Source organism: Bacillus sp. FJAT-28004 (assembly GCF_001280845.1).
Lineage (GTDB): Bacteria > Bacillota > Bacilli > Paenibacillales > Paenibacillaceae > Pristimantibacillus.
In genome coordinates this window covers 2544762-2562659 of the sequence record NZ_LGHP01000001.1, presented here as the reverse complement: position 1 = coordinate 2562659, position 17898 = coordinate 2544762, and the positions used below count along the sequence as shown (strand labels likewise).

Below are 17898 nucleotides of genomic sequence, written 5' to 3'. Positions count from 1 at the left end.
CTTCCATTATAGTTTTACAACTTAGCTAATATTACGTTATTTCTTTAGTTCAATTACAATATCATCTAATGTGAATTTTTCTCTACCTCTACCTGATTTTTTTGGCAATAAAATTTCTTTTGAACCCTCTTTCGTTATTTCTAATGATCCATGATTTTCAGAAGTGTATTCATACAAGTTCAAATGAGTTGTTAGGATAAGCTTGGTAGCATTTGGGTTTAGTTTTTCGAATGTTTTACTCCAGTGCATGTTATAGCCGTCTCTCTCCCCTGCTCCTCCATTGCCTTTACCTAAATAATTATTTCCTAAGTCGTCTTTAATTTCGATTTCCATATCTACCGCATCCCATTTATTTCTTACTTCGTCCGAAATTACTTGATTGTAATACACGATAAAGCTCATAGGTGTGAAGGATATTTTTTCTATATTTACTTTTACACCTTCTTGCTGAGCACTTTGGTTTATAATTTGTGTTTGATTCTCCGTTGCGTCTAAAGAAAGAGCAAAGCTCCATTTACCTTTTATTTTCTCTTCGTTATTTTGATTAGTTATATTTTCAATAGTCCAGTTTATATTAACATGATCCAATTCCATTTGATTACGAAATTCGATATTGCTTTGAACTAAACCTACATAACTATTTTCATCCACTTTTGTAATTTGAGAGCTTTGACTCCCGCCGAGTGAACCTTTTGCATCTAATAATCCATGTAAGTTAGGATCGTCACCCAAGTCTTGATTGCTTTCTAATGCATAGGTTAATGTAACAGATTTTCCATCAAAAATTGCCTCTTTTATCGTGATTTTAATGCCACTGCTTTCCTCTGTCATGTTTATTTCACTGGAATATTTCTTATAGTCTTCATAAAATCCGATCCTTCCAGTATCCAATAATCGGAAAATATTTCGTATAACGGGGATATCGCTAGCGTAAGCAGGAAACGTTAGTCCAAATGTTGTTGCTGATAATCCAACTATAATGACAGCCGCGGCAATATTCTTTTTCCAGCTCCATATTTTTCTCTTCTGATTTAATGATTCTTTTAATGCTTTTTTTACTTTAGCTTTTTCAAATTCAGTGACTTCGATTTCTTCGAATTGTTTATCATCTAGATCAATTTCATTTAATAATTCATAAATATCCTTCATCATACACTACCTCTCCAATTAAGATGCATCGCTTTGTTATAAAGCTTCTTTTTCCCTCTATAAATCCGATTATCGATCGAAGCTTTGGTCAAATCGAGCTTGGTGGAAATATCCTCTGTGTTTAATCCTAAAAAGTACTTCATGATAAAAATATCCCGGTCTACAGGCTCTAATAAATTGATTAACGCAATGAGTTCCGTTTTGTCTTCCATTATGATGAGTTCATCTTCTGCTGATCTTTCAGCATTCAAATCCGCTTGAATTGCCGCGAATTCGATCTTTTTACTATTTTTTCTGTAGTAGTCAATAGCTTTGAACTTAGCAATGGCACAAATCCATTTTCTGAAATCGGTTGTATCACCATGAAATTTATTCGAATGGTTCCATATGGAGAGTAAAATATCATTCATACATTCTTCTATGACTCCATCATTCTCGAGAGGAGATAACACTTTATAAGTTACACCCTTTATTAAGGGCAAATAGGTATCTACGATATATTCTAATGCGTCTTCTTTTTGTCGCTGTAATCGGTGAATAAAGTTATTTTCATTAGACCTCATGAGTGACTCTCCTTATTTTTTTGTAAAAGCTTTTACACTATATACAACGTAATAAAAAAATTAATTTCTCACATTTAAAATAAAATATATAAATAAGTTTGTAATAAAAAAAGTCGATTCCTTAATCGTACAGGAAATCGACTTTTTTGGGTTGAATTTTATGATTAATCCGCTTTGGAGAATATGGCTATTGGCTGCTTAACCGTCGCTTCTACAACACGCTGCTCAAAAGTTGGACCTGCCTCAGAGTATGAATCAAACTCGATGATCCCGACATTCAGCATTCTGAACTTCTTGCGCATAATCTGATAGAACGTTGAATCGTGTGTAGAGATAATGAATTGTTTATGGTACTGCAATCTAGAATCGGCTAAATTACGAATAAGATCAATTAATGCAGCAACATTCATATCGTCCATGTTCTGTACCGGGTCATCCATAGCCACAATTGACAGTGGAGACCATGATTGCGTAAGCGCCATTGCAAGAAAAAATGAAATCGCAGTGGCATTCACCTGGGCTGCGCTAAATATGTAAGAGGGATTTGCTTCTTGGTGACCAAGTGACGTATTCTCTCTCGTCATAACTTTTAGAAACAGACGATTGCTTTTGAATTTTTTTCCGGTATCGTAATCGATATGGGTAAATATCGGGTGAGAGTTGATTCTGACGAAAATGGAACGCATCGTATCGAACATTTGATCCATAACTCGCTCATTCAAACCACTGATTGCATCTGGAACGGTCTGCTCGGCATCCTTTAGAGCAGTAACCATTTCTTCAATGCTTCGAAGACCTTCTTCAACTCGCTCAATGACCTTGTGTTTGGAAGCTTTCTGTTGCTGCAATTGTTCAAGTAGCGCAAGATCGGTATTTGCTCGGAACGCATCTAGCAATTGTGCTGCTACTCCGTGCTTACGAGCATTTTCAATCATCGATTCCTCAATCAAACTAGCCTTGGAGTCTAACTGCTGTGTAATTTCGAACCATTCCGTTGTATGGGTATCCGCGCCTATAATTTCTGCTGCTGTTAGTTTTCCAAGCCACACAACGACATCATCTCGTAGATGCTGCAACTTGTTCTCTCTTTCTGCGCTTGGCATAGATGAATACTCCGAAGCTACTGAGATAAGTAGTTTTCGCAAGTCACTGATTTGAATTTTCGTTTCATTCAGCTTAGTCAGTAACCGTTCGCTCAGAGAAGATGCATGGATATCGATATCCAGTCCACTTGCTTGCTTCCTGAACTCTTCGTATCGTTGATCAACTAGCAGCATACTTCTTTGTAAGTTGTTACACTCCGTTTGCAAATTCGCTACCTGATCGAGTAAGTCACTATGTTGATCCTTCCACTCTTCCATTACTCTCCGAACAGCCGTTAAACTCTCCTTCGAATTCGTTTGAGCTTCTAGGAGCTGGTCAGAATAGGCTTGCCGCTGTTGTTCAAGCTCAAGGCTCCTTTTCTCGGCGATCGCAAGATCAGGATGAATCGAATCCATCTGGCCGCTTACATATTGCTGCAAGTATGAGGAATCGATATGATCCGTGCCACAAGCAGGACAACCCTCTATCTCTGGCTGTTCAATTGCAACCTGCAGAACGTGTTTGAGAAAAGCTTTATGTTTCTTTTCATGTCGCACAAGCTGCTGAACAAAGTCCGATTGTTGATTATATAACTGGTCAACTTCATTTAAAGTTTTTTCTAGTTCCACTTGTTTTCGATATTGAAGCTCGAACTCTTAAAGCGCATGGTACAACGCTAAGCGAGGTGTTTCTTCCAAATGCGGATAAGCAAGTGCAAAAGCCCCACTCAACCCATCGATTTGTTTACGGTTTCGGGCCGTGATTAAGAGATTTTTCACTTCATTCAATGCTTCAAATAACCGATCAGCTTTGAGCTGGAGTTCCATTGATTGTTTAAGCAACTCCTTATTCAGCTGCTCATTTTGCATTTTGGTCTGTTCACTTTGCAGAAAAATAGTTGTATTATCATACAGCATTTGCAATTTATATAGCCTAATTTCATGTTCATCGAGCGTTTGAGCAAGCTTGTTTTCTTGTTCCCATTGAATCAGCAGCGGAAGCTTGTCCTGTAAGGAAGTTGATGCATCCTTTGCCAGCTCTAATCGTCGAAACGTATCTTCTTCCAAATAAATACGCTCTTGCTCCAACAATTCCACTTGCGCCTCAGCTATTTTGATAAAATTAGTAACCTGATCTTGATCTTCTGATACAGGTGATATTTGGAATTCATCTACAAAATGATGAAATGCCGATAACCATTGATTATTTCGCGATGCAGGCGAGGTATCGGTTAAATCCATCCTTATCCCTCGAATTCGATCCTCTAGCATCTCTTCTTCTGTAGTCAACTGACCTAACTTCTGACTAAATGCTAATCGCCTTTCTTCGAGCTCTATCCTAGCCTTATGAACGATATCACCGTAGACTGCAAATTGCTCCGTGCCGAAGATTCGGGATACTGAATTGTAACGTTCCTTCTCTTTCATCCCGCGAAGGATGCCATTCATACGTTCTTGGCACAGCAGATGGGTCAGGAACAAGCTTTTATTTAAATCCACTTTGTCCAGCCATTCCGCATGCACGAGCTTCTCTTTTAAAACAATTTCCGCCTTATAATCAGGAACCTTCTCACCGTTAATCTCAACCTCAAGGAAGTTAGCACCGCCGTCTGTCTTCACGCTGGTACCGGCAGCACCCGTCCTCGTAACTGTTATTCTTGTGTCCGAATTAACCAGCTCTATCGTTACTTTAGGAGGTTTATCCATAGCGAAATGGTTACCGATGTACCGATATAATTTCCGCTCGGGATCCTGCTCATAACGATAAATGACACCGGTTAACCCCCATTCGATCGCGTCAAAAAAAGAGGTTTTGCCATATCCATTTGGTCCATGCAAAATGACAATGCTTGTATTTGGAAACTCGAATCTTCGTTTCTCATTAAATCCGCGGAATGCTTCAATCGTGATTGCATTAATCCTCATGATCCAGCACCTCAGCTAACACTGGAATATTTAAAGATGACAATAGTTTGTCCACAGAGTCGGCACCGCCTTGGAATAACGCTTGATTTAATCGTTGATTTGTCGTTTCTTGAACACAGGATTGCCATTGCTGGAGAAAATGCCGATCATGAAACCAGAGGCGCTCGAGCTGGTGCTCAGGCAAAGCAGTTTGAAAACCTAATGGGAGTTTCTCAGATAACCGATCGAGATCAGACCTCGTGATGATAATTTTCCGAAAGAAAAACCGATTTGACTCGATACGCTTCTTGAGCGCATTGCTTACCTCCTGAGTATCTACAAAAAGGACTAAGTACATGTCCCAGCGAAGATCATCGAGTTCTCCAGGAATCTGATTTTGTACCCGATATGCAAATTGATAAGCAGCTCGCTCCCAATGGTTCTCGAGTAATGATTGAGCGGCATAGGACGCTACAGCAAATATTTGCTGCGCGGAAAAGTAAAGAGCATCTATATGCCTAATCGTTATTCCCGTAAGCTTCTCAAGGTCAGGTTGTCGATCGAAAAATTCAAATAACTGCTGTTTCATTTTCAAATCACACTCCTTAGTCGCGTGCAAATCTCTTCATAGCTCACTTCATTTCTAACTTGACGCAAGCAAGAGGAGCAACTGATGCTCACGGTTCCGGTTAAGCTATTAGACTCTAAACCATCGAAGATCGTTATTTTCGAGTCTTGGGCGAATTGCAGCAAAATTTTGGAGAAATCGGCTTTATGACCATTATTGCAATGCTCGCATAAGTTTTCCGGGTTGTCTTTTCCAAGTGAATCCGAGTTGATATTTTCCAATAACAAGCGATACGGGAACAAATCTGGATTTGCTCTTGACGACATGTACGGTTGAAATGAGCTGGCATACAGTCTGGAAATAAATCCGATCACGACCTCCGGCATCGTTTCTTTGTCCTGCGAATAAAGCATACGCACCCAGCGATTGGAATCCAGCTGAAGATTTGACAGATGTACCCACTCGTCAGGATCAATAAAGTTCCAATCTGGATACACCAAATTCACCAGAGCAAGGAGCTCCCACAGTTCGCGCAGGCCGGGATCCCCGCCGGGCAACCGATTGTTTGCGAATCGATATAGCTTAAGAAACAGCTGTACTCTGCTTTCTTCCATTTCCTTAAGTTTTCGAAGCACATCGTTCATAGAAGCAATAAGTTTTGCTCTAATTTCGTCATCATTTTTGAAACGTTTTATGAAAATGGTATCAAGCGCTTGTCGGTGAAGCTCAATCTCATTAATTAATCGCGACTGAGTCAATGAAGCTTTTGAGTCTGCGGCGGGCTTGTCCCTTTGGACTGAAGAATGGGTTGTCTCTTGTAGGCTGTCTCGGGTTCCAAATGGCGGAGGATCGAAAGTCGAAAGCACGTCTAGCAGAAGTCCTTTCAGTAAATCGTAGTTCGTAGAAAGAAGCCCTTGCGGCACATCTAGAATAGTCCCATGGTCACCTGGTAGAGACTCTGCTTGCGCATAAGTGCTTGAATGTCCCATATTGGGAACGGCGCTCCCCTGTTCCACTACTGTGTCTCGATCACCATAACAGTAAATCGAAGTGAAGCAGCTCTTAAGCTCTTGCTGGGCACTAAAAAAGCTGCGGTTCATCTCATCTAAAAAAGCATTATTTGAACGTAATTGTTCGATTTGTTTATGTTTCTGAAAGCGCTTTATTAATTGATGGAATTCAGCGAACTTAGATCCGTTATATGGCGTGGCATAGCTGATAAAGCCACCGATTCGTTTTAATCCTTCCTTGCGATGCAAATACTCGTTTAGTATGAATCTTTTCCCAATCAAACCTCCCATGCTGTGGCCAACGATTACGATCTTCTCATATTTTCTATATGTAGTTGTATTCAAAATGGTTTTCAATTGAATGGCAAGCTGGTCTATGGAAAGTGGACTTGTTTTGCTGACACTAATTCGACGACCCAAAACTTCAAAATTCCCTTCGATTCCAAAAAGGCTGCTGATGAGCTTAGAGGTATCATAAGTAACGATACCAATATCCGTATCCGTTATTTGCGGATCAGAAGTAATAAGCTTCGCCCAGTCTCTACCTGGCTCTACCCACGTTTCAGGAGCGCCCAAGCCATGAATCAACAATACGAGCATCTTGCCTTTGCTTCCCGTTTCCCCATGTTTCAAATCAATCTGCATCGACATGTTCAGCTTCCCCTTTCTGTTAACGCTTCCATTTTATTTTATATCAAGCAAGTATAGTTTCCAAGTGTTGATACAAATTGTCTGGCTGTTCTTTTTCAACTATTTCCCATGTTAAGAGTATTGTAATAGTTTCAAATTTGTGTATAATACTAGGTAATTGAATACAAGAATGTTTTCTAGGGTTCCGCAACATGATATGTTGGTCTGGTCCGAGAGAAAACTCACAGCAATGCTGTGTCACGGAAGGATAAAAGCCTGGGAGAAACTGTTTAACAGTTTACTCTTGGGCTTTTTTTTTATGTTTATTTGGTAACAATAAAACTGGAGGTGTATTTAAATGAATTCAAATTGGATTAAGGTATTTATTGCCGCTTTTTTCGAAGTTTTTTGGGTTATTGGCTTGAAACACGCTGATGACTTCTGGACTTGGACAGGAACTGTCATTTCTATTATTATCAGCTTCTATTTAATGATTGTTGCAGGAAAGAAACTACCTGTAGGAACGGTATACGCCGTTTTTGTAGGAATGGGTACAGCAGGTACTGTTTTCTCCGAAATTATATTTTTTGGAGAACCATTCAAATGGAGTAAAATGTTATTGATTTTACTTTTATTAGCGGGTGTAATGGGCTTGAAATTAGTTACGAAGGATAAAGATAAACAAGGAGCTGAGTCCTAATGGCATGGGTATCTTTAATATTTGCAGGATTATTTGAAATGTTTGGTGTTGCTATGATAAATAAATTGCATAAGGACCGCAATTGGCAATCTGTTGTATTATTAACTCTTGGATTTTTAGCAAGTTTTCTATTTCTTGCTTATTCAATGAAAACACTGCCCATGGGAACAACGTATGCCATTTGGACAGGAATTGGAGCATCAGGCGGAGCTATATTAGGAATGCTTTTATATGGGGAATCCAAAGACTGGAAAAGAGTTGTTTTTATAGCAATGGTTTTAGGTTCTGCAGTTGGATTAAAGCTTGTCTCTTAAAAAATGCAACAAACAAGGAGCAGACTGCTTTGAAGCCTGCTCCCTACCAAAGTCACTCGAAAAAGGCGCTTTAAGCGGCACTCGAGCTAAATAATTTTATTTTCATGATTATGGATATAAAAGAAAGCAAAGAGAACATGATGCCACTCCAGATGAGCTGGTGTATCCCCCATTGCGAAATAAACCATCCACCAATTGAGGCTCCCACTGTAATACCAAGATTTGAAAATGAGATAAACAAGCTGTTTCCAAACTCAGGAGCTTCTTTCGCTTCCGATATAAGCCATGTTTGACTTACGATTAAACCGCCAGAATGAACGATCCCCCATATCAGTACAATGACAATCATCGGAATATAAGAAGATCCGAAAAAATAAACGAGTAAATAACATAAAATATAGGCAAGTGGGAACAACATAACGGTTTTAGAAATACTTTTTTGCAGAAAAAAGCCAAATAAAAAATTACCAACGATCATGACTAAACCAAATGCCATTAACAATAAACTAACCCAGGAACTATTCATACTTGATACGCTTACGAGATATTCGGCAAAATAGCTGTATACAGAAAACATAGCTGCAAAAGTAAACATAACCGTCGCGATATTAACCCACAATTGTGGTTTTCTTAAAATACGAAGCTGCATGCCATATGACATTTTTTCCTTAACGGGCATAGAAGGAAGCAAAAATAATATCCCTGCGAAAGCGATCAAGCTAACAATACCGCTAAATAGAAATCCAGCAGTCAGGGAAATATGCTCTGTTAAATAAGATGTTAATGGAACGCCAAACGCAAACCCAATCGTAATTCCGGCAAAAACTTGCATGACTGCTTTGCTGCTTTTTTCTGGTGGTACAAGTTGGCTAGCAGTTACAATCGCTACAGAAAAGAATACAGGATGAAAAATGGCAGGTATTATACGGAAAATCAACATCACATTGAATATCGTTGTATAGGCATAGACGATATTAGATATCGCGAACATAAAAACTGCGATTAATAAAATGATCTTACGATTCATTCTGGATGCAAGCAAAGTTATAAATGGACCTGAAATCGCAACGACAAGAGCAAATATACTTACTAGAGAACCGGCCTGTGAAGTCGAAATTTGGAATTTTCGAGATACCTCGGGTAGAACACCTACGATCCCCATTTCAGTAGTAATAATGCCGAACACACCTAACGCTAGTATAAAAACAAGCAAGGGATTAAACTTTTTCAAAATAATTCAGTCTCCATTTCTGACTGTAGATTTAAACTACATATTTAGAATTATAGATATATAGAGCCATCAAAATACGTAAAACAAATAATCAATAGATCACGCCGCAAATCGATAAATGTAGCCACATATCTATATAATTAGATTCGTTGAATCAAAAAAAGCTCCTTTCTTTAGAGTTCATTTCGGATGTAATCTGAAAATTGTTGTATCGTTTTCTCGTTCCGGCGATAATAGGTCCATTTCCCGATTCGTTCAGATTGGAGCAGCCCTGCTTGCTGCATCGTTAACAAATAACTAGATATAACCGATTGCGCTAGTCCAGATTTAGCCTGAATTTCCGCAACGCATACACCTATTCGAAATGTAAGTCCCTGCTCTAAATATTTTTTTTCTTCAAAATAATCCTCTGGCTTTTTTAACCATAACATAATTTGACGGCGTGTCTCGTTCGACAATGCTTTATAAATCAATGAAGGTTCCATATATATGATTATATCTATAAATATAGATTTGTAAACAAGAAATAAATCTGTACTGATTAGAATAGTTCAGTTACAAAACTAAATGTGCAAAAAAAATTATGTCCAAAAAAAAGAGTTTAATTTATCTATACATTTCTCAAATATTTCAATCTCCTGCACGTTCAACAGAGTACGTAATTGGTTGTAAAATTGGAGATGAACTTCTTCGTGGGCTGCATTAGCTTCCTTTCCTTTTTCGTTAAGTGAGATCATGATTGCTCTTGAATCATTTGGATGTGGTGAGCGCAAGACAAGTTCCTTCTTTTCTAAGCGATTAATAAACTAAACTTATTATTTGTCAATGGCTAGATCTAATGCTCCTTATTCAACCCGCGAAAATAAAGAAACCCCATCTGCTGGGCAGATGAGGCGTACATATATATTGTATTAGCGTTCTCTTAAAAAAGATACTCCGCATCTTTTGCTTGGCGAATTTCTGAATATGCTTCCACAAGCTGCATAGTGTCTTCTACTAAACGCTCCATGCGGAAAAGAACATCGTCATTAATAATCTCTTTTCTGTTGAAATCCTTTTCTTCAATAAATACGTAAGTTGGCACGATATGTGCTTTCATATAGGACAGAATAGGTTTTAATTGTTGTTCCACCATCAAATAATGTTTCGCTGTACCCGCAGTAACGAGGATGCTCACTACCTTATCACGGAAAGCGCTGACTGGTAAAAGATCAAAAATATTTTTTAGCGTAGCTGGAATGGATGCTTGGAAAGTAGGAGTGCCGATAATGATAGCATCTGCTGCCATGATTGTTTCCGTTACATATTTAGTATCCCCGTCATATTCCATATAATTGCGCCCATCGCTAAACACCATTTCATATTCTGCGAGGTCCAGTAAGGTGATTTCTGCATTAGGGTATTTTTCATTTGCGATTTTTAATGTGTAGTCCATTGCTGTCCGTGTCTTAGAGCCTACATTTGAGCCAGAGATTGCAACAATATTCATCCTAATCACTCCTTAGTTTTTAGCGGTATGCTTCTTAATCGCGGGCATAATTTCCGTTGCTATAAGTTCTATATTTTTCGCAATCTTATCGAATGGGACACCGCCAAAATCGATTTGAGCCATAAAGCGCTGATGACCAAATAATTCGTATTGATAAAGCATCTTTTCAATGATTTGTTGCGGGCTGCCAACCATTAAAGCATCACGATAGTCGGTAGATTGCGCAAATTGTTGTTTTGGATATCCGCCGCCACGCAGTGCTTGCATACCAGAATTAAGATGCGGATAGTATTCACGAAGAGCATCTTGTGTAGTGTCTGCTGTATAAAATAAACTCGTCGTTGCAACCGGTAATGCTGCCGGATCAAAACCACTGCTCGCTGCTGCTTCACGGTAAGCATCTACCGAAATTTTAAAGTTGCTCGCTGGACCGCCAAGCGTCGTCAACATCATCGGCACACCGACATAACCTGCCTTAATAGCACTAGCGGGAGGTCCACCTACTGCTCTCCAAATAGGCATATGACCACTTTGGGGCTGCGGTAAAATGGATGCTTGCTTAAGCGGTGGACGGAACTGACCTTCCCATGTTATCGTTTCTTCATTATTTAATTTTATTAGAAGCTCTAGTTTCTCTTCAAATAGTTCTTCGTAATCTCGGACATCAAAGCCAAGCAAACTATAAGCTCCAACGCGTGAGCCGCGTCCAGCGACAATTTCCGCGCGTCCATTTGAAATTAAATCGATGGTAGCAAAGTCTTCATACACACGCACGGGATCGGATGTACTTAGCACCGTTGCCGAACTGGCAATTTTGATGTTTTTTGTTGCCTGAGCGATCGCTCCTAAAATAACCGTATGCGCCTGTGTTGTAAAATACGTTTGATGGCTCTCACCGACTGCGAATACATCAAGTCCTGCCTCGTCAGCAAGCTTACTTGCCTCAATTAATTCTTGAATGCGCTGTTTTGCACTAATCATTGAGCCTGTATGTGGATTTGGCAAATGATCACCAATCGAATATAACCCGAATTCTAGTCCTTTATTTGTATCGATTCGATATTTCTCCATGTTACTCTCCCCTTTTTCTTATTAATCAAGCGGTATTAATTTTGCTTCAATATCTGCTCGTCTTTCTTCTAAAAATGGTGGTAAATCTAGCGCTTTACCGAGTTCTGCTATGCTTGAATCTTTGGTGAAACCAGGACCATCTGTCGCAATTTCGAATAAAATACCATTAGATTCACGGAAATATAAGCTTTGGAAATAATAACGATCCACTATGCCTGAGGAGTGGAAACCGCGTTTTTTGACGACTTCGTCCCAGTAACGCAGCTCATCTTCGTTATCAACACGGATCGCTAAATGATGAATGCTTCCTCTTCCAGGCTTCTCGATTGCTCCTTCTACTTGTTTGACCAAAATCTCGCCATAGGTACGACCAGCAACGGACTGATAAATGGCTTCATTATCCGAACGAGACACTTCGATATAACCGAACATGCTCGTCAATGTTGTTGCTAGGTGTTCCAGAGAACGAACGGTTATTTCGACTGTTCCCATTCCGAGTATACGATGATCTTGCTCGACGACGGAGTCTTTCCATGTTTCCCATTTCTCTGGAACTTCCTCGCCGTTATTGTTTATCAGAACCATTCGCAAACCTTCCGTATCTTCAAAATGCAAAGCGTCTCGGCCAGCATATTTTGTGATTTCACCATGTTCTACATTTAGCGATTCAAAACGTTTTTTCCAATAAACCAGACTCTCAAATGAAGGAACGAGTAAACCAATTTGGGTGATTGCATTGGTGCCTCGAACAGTTCTCCCCGCATTTGTCATTTCAAAAAAGGACAGCTCTGTTCCCGCACTGCCTGTTAAATCTCCGTAAAATAAGTGATACATGGATGGGTCATCTTGATTGACCGTCTTTTTCACTCTGCGTAGACCTAATATTTCTTGATAAAAATGATTATTTATTTTCGCGTTTTTTGTAATCATCGAAATATGATGATGTCCTGGGATTGTATACATAATTGTTCCTCCTTTTATTACTTGACTAATCAATTGATAGTACAAAAAAATTACTCAATCGGTAATTTCTTTTTTTGGCTATGTTTATGGATGCGCGTCATCAATGAGTATAGTGTTTTTTGTTCGTCTTCATTTAATACATCATCAAAAAATGAAGTTTGAAAAGCGAGCTGCTTTGGCATTGCTATTTCCAAAATAGCTTCGGCTTTCTCTGTGAGACTAATGGTTTTGGTTTTCCAGTCTTGTTTTCGCACAATATAGCCCTCATTCTCAAGACGGACGAGCATGCGTGAAATACCGCCTTGTGTAACCGTTACTTTCTCAGCTAATACCATTTGCGTTAAAGGTTGATAGATACGAATTTGCATAAGGACATCAAATTGAGCGGTCGTAAGATCAAATTGTTTTAAAAAGTCATTCGACATCTGGTTACTTTGGTTCGTAAAACGCATTAACCGCAACCAGATTAACGACCCGATCGTATTATTTCGCATTTCGTATCCCCCTCTCGAATATCTATGCCATCACTTTACTACTCAATTGATAATTTTGCAAGTACAATTGATTAGATTAAAAAGGCTACATTATATAGGAAAATTAATCGAACTAAAATAAATATAGTTACTTGACATAGTACTGGTAATTCGTTATTATTATCTCATATTAAAGATACTCAACGTAAAGAAAGTTGGAGTGTTCTTTATATTCATTAATAGTTGAGAATAACCTATCCTTGTTTAAGAAATAATGATTATTGGGTATTTGTTATTCTAAGGGACGGATCTATTCTAAAGATCTACAAATTTTATTGGTGGTGTCGGTAATGGGTTTTCTAGACAAATTGTTTGGTAGAACAACTACTGAGGAGGAAAAAACAATGTCAAAATTAAATATCGGAATTATTTTAGGAAGCACTCGTCAAGGTCGTCTTAGTCCACAAGTTGGTGAATGGGTGAAGAAAGTCGCTGATCAACGTGGAGATGCTAATTATGAAATCGTAGATATCGCTGATTTCAAGCTTCCGCTCTTGGGAGAAAGTGATGCTACGGAGCAAGCTACAGCTTGGAATACTAAGCTTGCAAGCTTGGATGGCTTCGTATTTATCGTTCAAGAGTACAACCACAGTATTTCTGCTTCATTGAAAAATGCGCTTGATTATGCTCGTGAAGCTTGGAACGATAAAGCAGCTGGTATCGTAAGTTACGGTTCTGTAGGCGGTGCTCGTGCAGCTGAGCATTTGCGTGGAATCTTGGGCGAATTGTCAGTAGCTGACGTTCGTGTACATCCTGCATTGTCGCTCTTCACTGATTTTGAGAACGGTTCTGTTTTCAAACCAGCTGATCTTCATCTTACAAATGTTAACGGAATGCTCGATCAAGTGCTCGCTTGGAGCGGCGCATTGAAAACATTGCGTTAATAACTACCACCACCTCTTTTACGAAGAGGTGGTTTTTCTTTGTTTAGATTAGTTTAGGAGATTATTCCCAGGAGAAAAAGGATATAAATTCCCTTCCAAGCTGAAGGAAGCTTGTCCGGTTTCTTCCGATACGATGATAACAAGAGCATCGCTGACTTCAGATAAACCAAGCCCTGCACGATGTCTTGTTCCAAGCTTCTTCTCCTCGCTTTCTCTCTGCGTTAACGGCAGGACGTTTCCTGCGGAAATAATTTTATCATTTTGAATTAAGACTGCGCCGTCATGCAGCGGACCACCGGGCGTGAAAATAGATTCTAGCAACGAATGTGTCAACATTGCAGAAACCAATACGCCATGTGTAATATATCTATCGATTGAATCTGATCTTTGCACGACGAGAAGCGCCCCATGGCGACGCTTCGATAAATGGGAAATTGCATTGGATAACTCGTCATATTTAGCGGTATAAGGTGCAAGATAACATTTCAAATAAAAGGTAGTTGCAATGGATTCGGTTTCTACAACTTGTTCTTTCATAGAATGGAACTCGTTCAACAAACAATTGCCAGCTTCATGATCCAAATCCTTTATCAAAGCTTCGAGGGATACACGCAATTGTAGCAGTTTACTTTTCACTTCAACTTTCATTGGAGAAAAATCACATTTTATTTCATCCATACGTCCACCCCACTCTAGTGACTGCCGCTAATTGAAGAAGAATACTACCTTTATTTTGCTTACATAATCGGTATTGATAACAAAAGACTGGCCCTTTATAGGTACCAGTCTTTTTAAAGTCTTTTTTAAGGAATGCTTATTTTATTTGACCAACTTTTGCCGCCATCGGTTGTTCTGTACACTGCAGCATTAGATTTGCTTGTATCCGCCATCCAGCCTAACTCCTTGCTTGTAAACGAAATGATGTTCTCCAACCCTGCGATAGGTGTGAGATTAGACCATGATTTTCCTGAATCGATTGAACGACCAACACCAATGACTTCAGCTGCTGGAGAGTATCCTCCGAGAATGGCCGCTCCATCAACAAGCTGCATATTGCTGGGGTGCCCGCCTGGCGAAGCTGGGCCTTCTTTAACAACACCAGCAGCACCTCCAGGTGCAGATCCACCGCCTGCTGTCTCCTGACTAATCACTTTCCGCCAGCTTGATCCATCATCAGCAGAGGCATAGAGGGAATAAGATTGCTGGGACATCCCAACGCCTCCGTAAAATTGAGCCCATACTTGGCTTCCCTTTGTGTAGATCTTTCCGCCTAAGCTCTCCTCTGATTTAACCGTTAGTTTTGTTGACCAATTCGCGCCACCATCTGTTGTTCTTGACAGTCGATAACCAAAACCAGGTACTACGATAAGAGTCCATCCATGCTTCGTATCTGCAAATTCTGCATAACGGGTATTGGCAGGAGTAGAGATTTTGGACCAAGTTTTACCACCATTTGATGTTTTATAGGCAAAAGCCCTTGTATAGCCAAATCCGTTCTTAGCATCTGTAAAATGGATGCGTTCTAGAGCCAGCGATCCGGTTATTATTTTTGTAAAGCTTTTCCCACCGTCTGTTGTATGAATAAGGGCATTTGTTCCGGTTGCTGAAGATTTCGCGAGCGCCCATCCGGTAGTATTGGATATGAAATCAAGCTGTGTGAATTGCCACGTTCCCTTATAGATCGATTGCCAAGTTGAGCCTGCATCAGAAGTTCCGATAAGAATTCCATTACCAGCAACGCGTCCGGTTGTACCGTTTAAAAATTGAATATCGCTGAAATGGTATGCTGTATCACCCGCTGGCGTACCGCTGAAAATATCCTTTGCTGTCGATCCGCCTGCTGCCTGTGTTAATGGTACAGCTGATGTAAGCCCAATCATCAGAGCAGCTGTTACAAGTCCAGATTTAAGTTTAACTGAGATCATGTTTTTCCTCCTCCTGCCACTAGGTTAGTATTAGTGCCTTTATAGAAGAAAATACCCTACTTTGATCAAAATGAATCTTAAGGATTGTAAAATGTTATGCCACTGCTTTCTCACGTTCACCGCTTATTTTAAATACAATGATGCCACTGACTATAACCAGAACGCCTAACCATTTATTCGTTGTGAAAGCTACTTTTTCGACTCCTAACCAGCCTTGTGAATCCCACAATAAAGCAAATCCAAGCTGTGAGGTTAGAACGATAGAGATGGCATAAGTAGGACCAAGCCGCTTAATACCCTGTACCAGACAAGTAACGACGCCAACTCCGATCAAACCGCTGAACCAGTACCAGGGCTTCATATTTTGTAATGCAAATAGTTGCTCCCCTTCGAAGACAATTCCGATCGTAAATGACGCAAGGAATCCCATACCTAATACTAAGGTTGTGGTCGTCCATGTACCTACGCGTTCATTGACCTTGCTATTGAAAATGTTTTGCAAACTGACCAAAGAACCAGTGAGAACTGCAAATAAAAGTCCGAGAATCATAATTTCTACTCTCCCATTGGGTGATGGTAATCATTCACTTCATGATACTGTTTTATTCATAGATATTATGGCTAGCCAGAGCGCTTAATCCATTTTTACTCTTAACAAGAATGCCGCCATTTTTACGCTCAATCAGACCTTTAGCACAGAACTGCTGGACAACTCGATTTAGATGTCTATAGCTCGTTCCGATCAAATTAGCAGTATCCTTTAAACTGATTGCATTCCGTTGACCTTTAAATAGAAGATCTGATTCATCATAAGAGACGGACAATAGATAACTAGCCAATCGAACTTCCACCGGATGCAGGATATTGAAGCTTAACGCATTCGAGTTTTTTAGAAACTTCCGAGAAATAATATTCAGTAAAAAATGCAGCAGCGGTGAATGATCTCTTCCGTATTTATTCAACCACTGATGATGAACACCAATCATGTAAACAGTAGAAACTGCCTCAACGGTATTGATAATGTCAATGCCTTGAACGTATTCAATATCACCAACTACATCTAAAGATGTTTTAAACGTAAGAATTAGTGTTTTACCCTCCGTAGAGGTAGTGTAGATCTTTATCTTTCCTTTTACTAGGAAGTAGAGATACTTTGAAGATTCTCCTTGGGAACAAATAAACTCTTCATGATCAAAGCAGAACAGCGACAAATGCGGTATTAGCTGCTCACCGAATGTTGATCCTAACTGATGCGTGCTCAAATAATACTGGAGTTGCTCGCGATCTTTAATTTCTTGCATTCGTCCGAATCACCTCCATTTGAATTCAGGTTGCACTCTGGAATATTTTATCTATTATAACCTTAGTATCACCACACCAGCTATCATCAACCCGATGCCGATGAACTGAGGCAGTCTCATTTTCTGCTTCATAACGCCGAACCAACCTTTACTATCGATAATAAAGGCCAGACATAACTGAGCGATCAACATGGCAGATATACTAAGCGTAACACCGATCTGTTGAATAGCTGTGACATTGCTGAAAATAATAATAGCCGCAAAGGAACCACCTGCTAGATATAATGGTTTCACCTGATTAAACGCTGACCAACGTCCATCTCTCACAAACAACAGAATAATGAAGGCCATGATGAAGCCAGTTAGCTGGGTTATCGTAGCTGCTTGCCAAGCGCCAATATCTTGACTAATCCGCGAATTAGCAACGCCTTGCAGAGTAATAAAGGCTCCGCCTAAAAACGCAAAAATGCTCCCTTTCATTCTTTTGCTCTCCTCCAAATCAATCTTTCCATCATTAAACGATAAATTTATGGATTTAGGAAAGGACATATGTCCTACTTGATTTGAAAAAGCTGTAATG

The 17898-nt window shown here is 39.6% G+C and carries 20 protein-coding genes and 1 riboswitch; of the genes, 3 read left to right on the top strand and 17 right to left on the bottom strand.

What is annotated here, in order from left to right:
- Window positions 1-36: 36 nt before the first annotated feature.
- The 6 genes from AC787_RS11005 to AC787_RS10980 form a co-directional block, all read right to left on the bottom strand.
- The gene (locus AC787_RS11005) at window positions 37-1149 is read right to left on the bottom strand and encodes a DUF4179 domain-containing protein (protein ID WP_054027023.1); all 1113 of its coding nucleotides are present in this window, start codon (window positions 1147-1149) and stop codon (window positions 37-39) included.
- The gene (locus tag AC787_RS11000; RefSeq protein WP_054024823.1) at window positions 1149-1712 is read right to left on the bottom strand and encodes a sigma-70 family RNA polymerase sigma factor; all 564 of its coding nucleotides are present in this window, start codon (window positions 1710-1712) and stop codon (window positions 1149-1151) included. Before AC787_RS11000 ends, AC787_RS11005 begins: the two co-directional genes overlap by 1 nt.
- Window positions 1713-1876: 164 nt before the next feature.
- Complete coding sequence (locus AC787_RS10995; protein WP_054024822.1) at window positions 1877-3424, bottom strand: hypothetical protein; 1548 nt, start codon at window positions 3422-3424, stop codon at window positions 1877-1879.
- A 27-nt stretch (window positions 3425-3451) separates the two neighbouring features.
- Window positions 3452-4720: an AAA family ATPase gene (locus tag AC787_RS10990; protein ID WP_054024821.1), complete on the bottom strand. Its 1269-nt coding sequence runs from the start codon at window positions 4718-4720 to the stop codon at window positions 3452-3454.
- The gene (locus AC787_RS10985) at window positions 4710-5288 is read right to left on the bottom strand and encodes an ABC-three component system middle component 1 (protein ID WP_054024820.1); all 579 of its coding nucleotides are present in this window, start codon (window positions 5286-5288) and stop codon (window positions 4710-4712) included. The genes AC787_RS10990 and AC787_RS10985 overlap by 11 nt, the downstream gene beginning before the upstream one ends.
- 2 nt (window positions 5289-5290) lie before the next feature.
- On the bottom strand, window positions 5291-6928 hold the full coding sequence (locus AC787_RS10980) for an ABC-three component system protein (RefSeq protein ID WP_054024819.1): 1638 nt from the start codon (window positions 6926-6928) through the stop codon (window positions 5291-5293).
- A gap of 165 nt (window positions 6929-7093) precedes the next feature.
- Window positions 7094-7192, top strand: a riboswitch (guanidine-I (ykkC/yxkD leader).
- Window positions 7193-7265: 73 nt separating this feature from the next.
- On the opposite strand from AC787_RS10980, the gene AC787_RS10975 reads away from it, so the two are divergent.
- Together AC787_RS10975 and AC787_RS10970 are read left to right on the top strand one after the other, a co-directional pair.
- A complete protein-coding gene (locus AC787_RS10975; RefSeq protein ID WP_054024818.1) occupies window positions 7266-7607 on the top strand; it encodes a DMT family transporter in 342 nt (113 codons plus the stop codon).
- Window positions 7607-7921 carry a DMT family transporter gene (locus tag AC787_RS10970; RefSeq protein WP_054024817.1) on the top strand — a complete coding sequence of 105 codons (315 nt, stop codon included), beginning with the start codon at window positions 7607-7609 and terminating at the stop codon, window positions 7919-7921. The genes AC787_RS10975 and AC787_RS10970 overlap by 1 nt, the downstream gene beginning before the upstream one ends.
- A gap of 70 nt (window positions 7922-7991) precedes the next feature.
- On the opposite strand, the gene AC787_RS10965 is transcribed toward AC787_RS10970, so the two are convergent.
- The 6 genes from AC787_RS10965 to AC787_RS10935 form a co-directional block, all read right to left on the bottom strand.
- Window positions 7992-9152 carry an MFS transporter gene (locus AC787_RS10965; RefSeq protein WP_054024816.1) on the bottom strand — a complete coding sequence of 387 codons (1161 nt, stop codon included), beginning with the start codon at window positions 9150-9152 and terminating at the stop codon, window positions 7992-7994.
- 173 nt (window positions 9153-9325) lie between these two features.
- A complete protein-coding gene (locus AC787_RS10960; protein ID WP_054024815.1) occupies window positions 9326-9637 on the bottom strand; it encodes an ArsR/SmtB family transcription factor in 312 nt (103 codons plus the stop codon).
- Between the two features lie 437 nt (window positions 9638-10074).
- The gene (locus tag AC787_RS10950; protein ID WP_054024813.1) at window positions 10075-10641 is read right to left on the bottom strand and encodes an NADPH-dependent FMN reductase; all 567 of its coding nucleotides are present in this window, start codon (window positions 10639-10641) and stop codon (window positions 10075-10077) included.
- Window positions 10642-10653: 12 nt separating this feature from the next.
- Window positions 10654-11712: an LLM class flavin-dependent oxidoreductase gene (locus AC787_RS10945; RefSeq protein WP_054024812.1), complete on the bottom strand. Its 1059-nt coding sequence runs from the start codon at window positions 11710-11712 to the stop codon at window positions 10654-10656.
- A 21-nt stretch (window positions 11713-11733) separates the two neighbouring features.
- Entirely contained in the window at window positions 11734-12675 is a 942-nt protein-coding gene (locus AC787_RS10940) for a ring-cleaving dioxygenase (protein WP_054024811.1), read from the bottom strand.
- Between the two features lie 50 nt (window positions 12676-12725).
- On the bottom strand, window positions 12726-13169 hold the full coding sequence (locus AC787_RS10935; RefSeq protein WP_054024810.1) for a MarR family winged helix-turn-helix transcriptional regulator: 444 nt from the start codon (window positions 13167-13169) through the stop codon (window positions 12726-12728).
- Between the two features lie 383 nt (window positions 13170-13552).
- On the opposite strand from AC787_RS10935, the gene AC787_RS10930 reads away from it, so the two are divergent.
- A complete protein-coding gene (locus AC787_RS10930) occupies window positions 13553-14092 on the top strand; it encodes an NADPH-dependent FMN reductase (RefSeq protein WP_054024809.1) in 540 nt (179 codons plus the stop codon).
- 48 nt (window positions 14093-14140) lie between these two features.
- On the opposite strand, the gene cdaS is transcribed toward AC787_RS10930, so the two are convergent.
- The 5 genes from cdaS to AC787_RS10905 all read right to left on the bottom strand — a co-directional run bounded on the left by cdaS (window position 14141) and on the right by AC787_RS10905 (window position 17798).
- Window positions 14141-14770 carry a sporulation-specific diadenylate cyclase CdaS gene (gene cdaS, locus AC787_RS10925; RefSeq protein WP_054024808.1) on the bottom strand — a complete coding sequence of 210 codons (630 nt, stop codon included), beginning with the start codon at window positions 14768-14770 and terminating at the stop codon, window positions 14141-14143.
- A 125-nt stretch (window positions 14771-14895) separates the two neighbouring features.
- Entirely contained in the window at window positions 14896-16017 is a 1122-nt protein-coding gene (locus AC787_RS10920) for a WD40/YVTN/BNR-like repeat-containing protein (protein ID WP_054024807.1), read from the bottom strand.
- Window positions 16018-16111: 94 nt separating this feature from the next.
- The gene (locus AC787_RS10915; RefSeq protein ID WP_054024806.1) at window positions 16112-16567 is read right to left on the bottom strand and encodes a DMT family transporter; all 456 of its coding nucleotides are present in this window, start codon (window positions 16565-16567) and stop codon (window positions 16112-16114) included.
- 52 nt (window positions 16568-16619) lie between these two features.
- Window positions 16620-17318: a Crp/Fnr family transcriptional regulator gene (locus tag AC787_RS10910; protein WP_054024805.1), complete on the bottom strand. Its 699-nt coding sequence runs from the start codon at window positions 17316-17318 to the stop codon at window positions 16620-16622.
- A 54-nt stretch (window positions 17319-17372) separates the two neighbouring features.
- Window positions 17373-17798, bottom strand: coding sequence for a DMT family transporter (locus tag AC787_RS10905; protein WP_054024804.1), 426 nt, complete (start codon window positions 17796-17798; stop codon window positions 17373-17375).
- Between the last annotated feature and the right edge of the window lie 100 nt (window positions 17799-17898).

Bases quoted from the DNA above. Each gene is read 5' to 3' on its own strand.
- AC787_RS10970 (WP_054024817.1), top strand. From the start codon at position 7,607: ATGGCATGGGTATCTTTAATATTTGCAGGATTATTTGAAATGTTTGGT.
- AC787_RS10940 (WP_054024811.1), bottom strand. From the start codon at position 12,675: ATGTATACAATCCCAGGACATCATCATATTTCGATGATTACAAAAAAC.
- AC787_RS10905 (WP_054024804.1), bottom strand. From the start codon at position 17,798: ATGAAAGGGAGCATTTTTGCGTTTTTAGGCGGAGCCTTTATTACTCTG.
- AC787_RS10945 (WP_054024812.1), bottom strand. From the start codon at position 11,712: ATGGAGAAATATCGAATCGATACAAATAAAGGACTAGAATTCGGGTTA.
- AC787_RS11000 (WP_054024823.1), bottom strand. From the start codon at position 1,712: ATGAGGTCTAATGAAAATAACTTTATTCACCGATTACAGCGACAAAAA.
- AC787_RS10975 (WP_054024818.1), top strand. From the start codon at position 7,266: ATGAATTCAAATTGGATTAAGGTATTTATTGCCGCTTTTTTCGAAGTT.
- AC787_RS10935 (WP_054024810.1), bottom strand. From the start codon at position 13,169: ATGCGAAATAATACGATCGGGTCGTTAATCTGGTTGCGGTTAATGCGT.
- AC787_RS10960 (WP_054024815.1), bottom strand. From the start codon at position 9,637: ATGGAACCTTCATTGATTTATAAAGCATTGTCGAACGAGACACGCCGT.
- AC787_RS11005 (WP_054027023.1), bottom strand. From the start codon at position 1,149: ATGAAGGATATTTATGAATTATTAAATGAAATTGATCTAGATGATAAA.
- AC787_RS10920 (WP_054024807.1), bottom strand. From the start codon at position 16,017: ATGATCTCAGTTAAACTTAAATCTGGACTTGTAACAGCTGCTCTGATG.
- AC787_RS10915 (WP_054024806.1), bottom strand. From the start codon at position 16,567: ATGATTCTCGGACTTTTATTTGCAGTTCTCACTGGTTCTTTGGTCAGT.
- AC787_RS10910 (WP_054024805.1), bottom strand. From the start codon at position 17,318: ATGCAAGAAATTAAAGATCGCGAGCAACTCCAGTATTATTTGAGCACG.
- AC787_RS10980 (WP_054024819.1), bottom strand. From the start codon at position 6,928: ATGTCGATGCAGATTGATTTGAAACATGGGGAAACGGGAAGCAAAGGC.
- cdaS (WP_054024808.1), bottom strand. From the start codon at position 14,770: ATGGATGAAATAAAATGTGATTTTTCTCCAATGAAAGTTGAAGTGAAA.
- AC787_RS10930 (WP_054024809.1), top strand. From the start codon at position 13,553: ATGTCAAAATTAAATATCGGAATTATTTTAGGAAGCACTCGTCAAGGT.
- AC787_RS10990 (WP_054024821.1), bottom strand. From the start codon at position 4,720: ATGAGGATTAATGCAATCACGATTGAAGCATTCCGCGGATTTAATGAG.
- AC787_RS10985 (WP_054024820.1), bottom strand. From the start codon at position 5,288: ATGAAACAGCAGTTATTTGAATTTTTCGATCGACAACCTGACCTTGAG.
- AC787_RS10950 (WP_054024813.1), bottom strand. From the start codon at position 10,641: ATGAATATTGTTGCAATCTCTGGCTCAAATGTAGGCTCTAAGACACGG.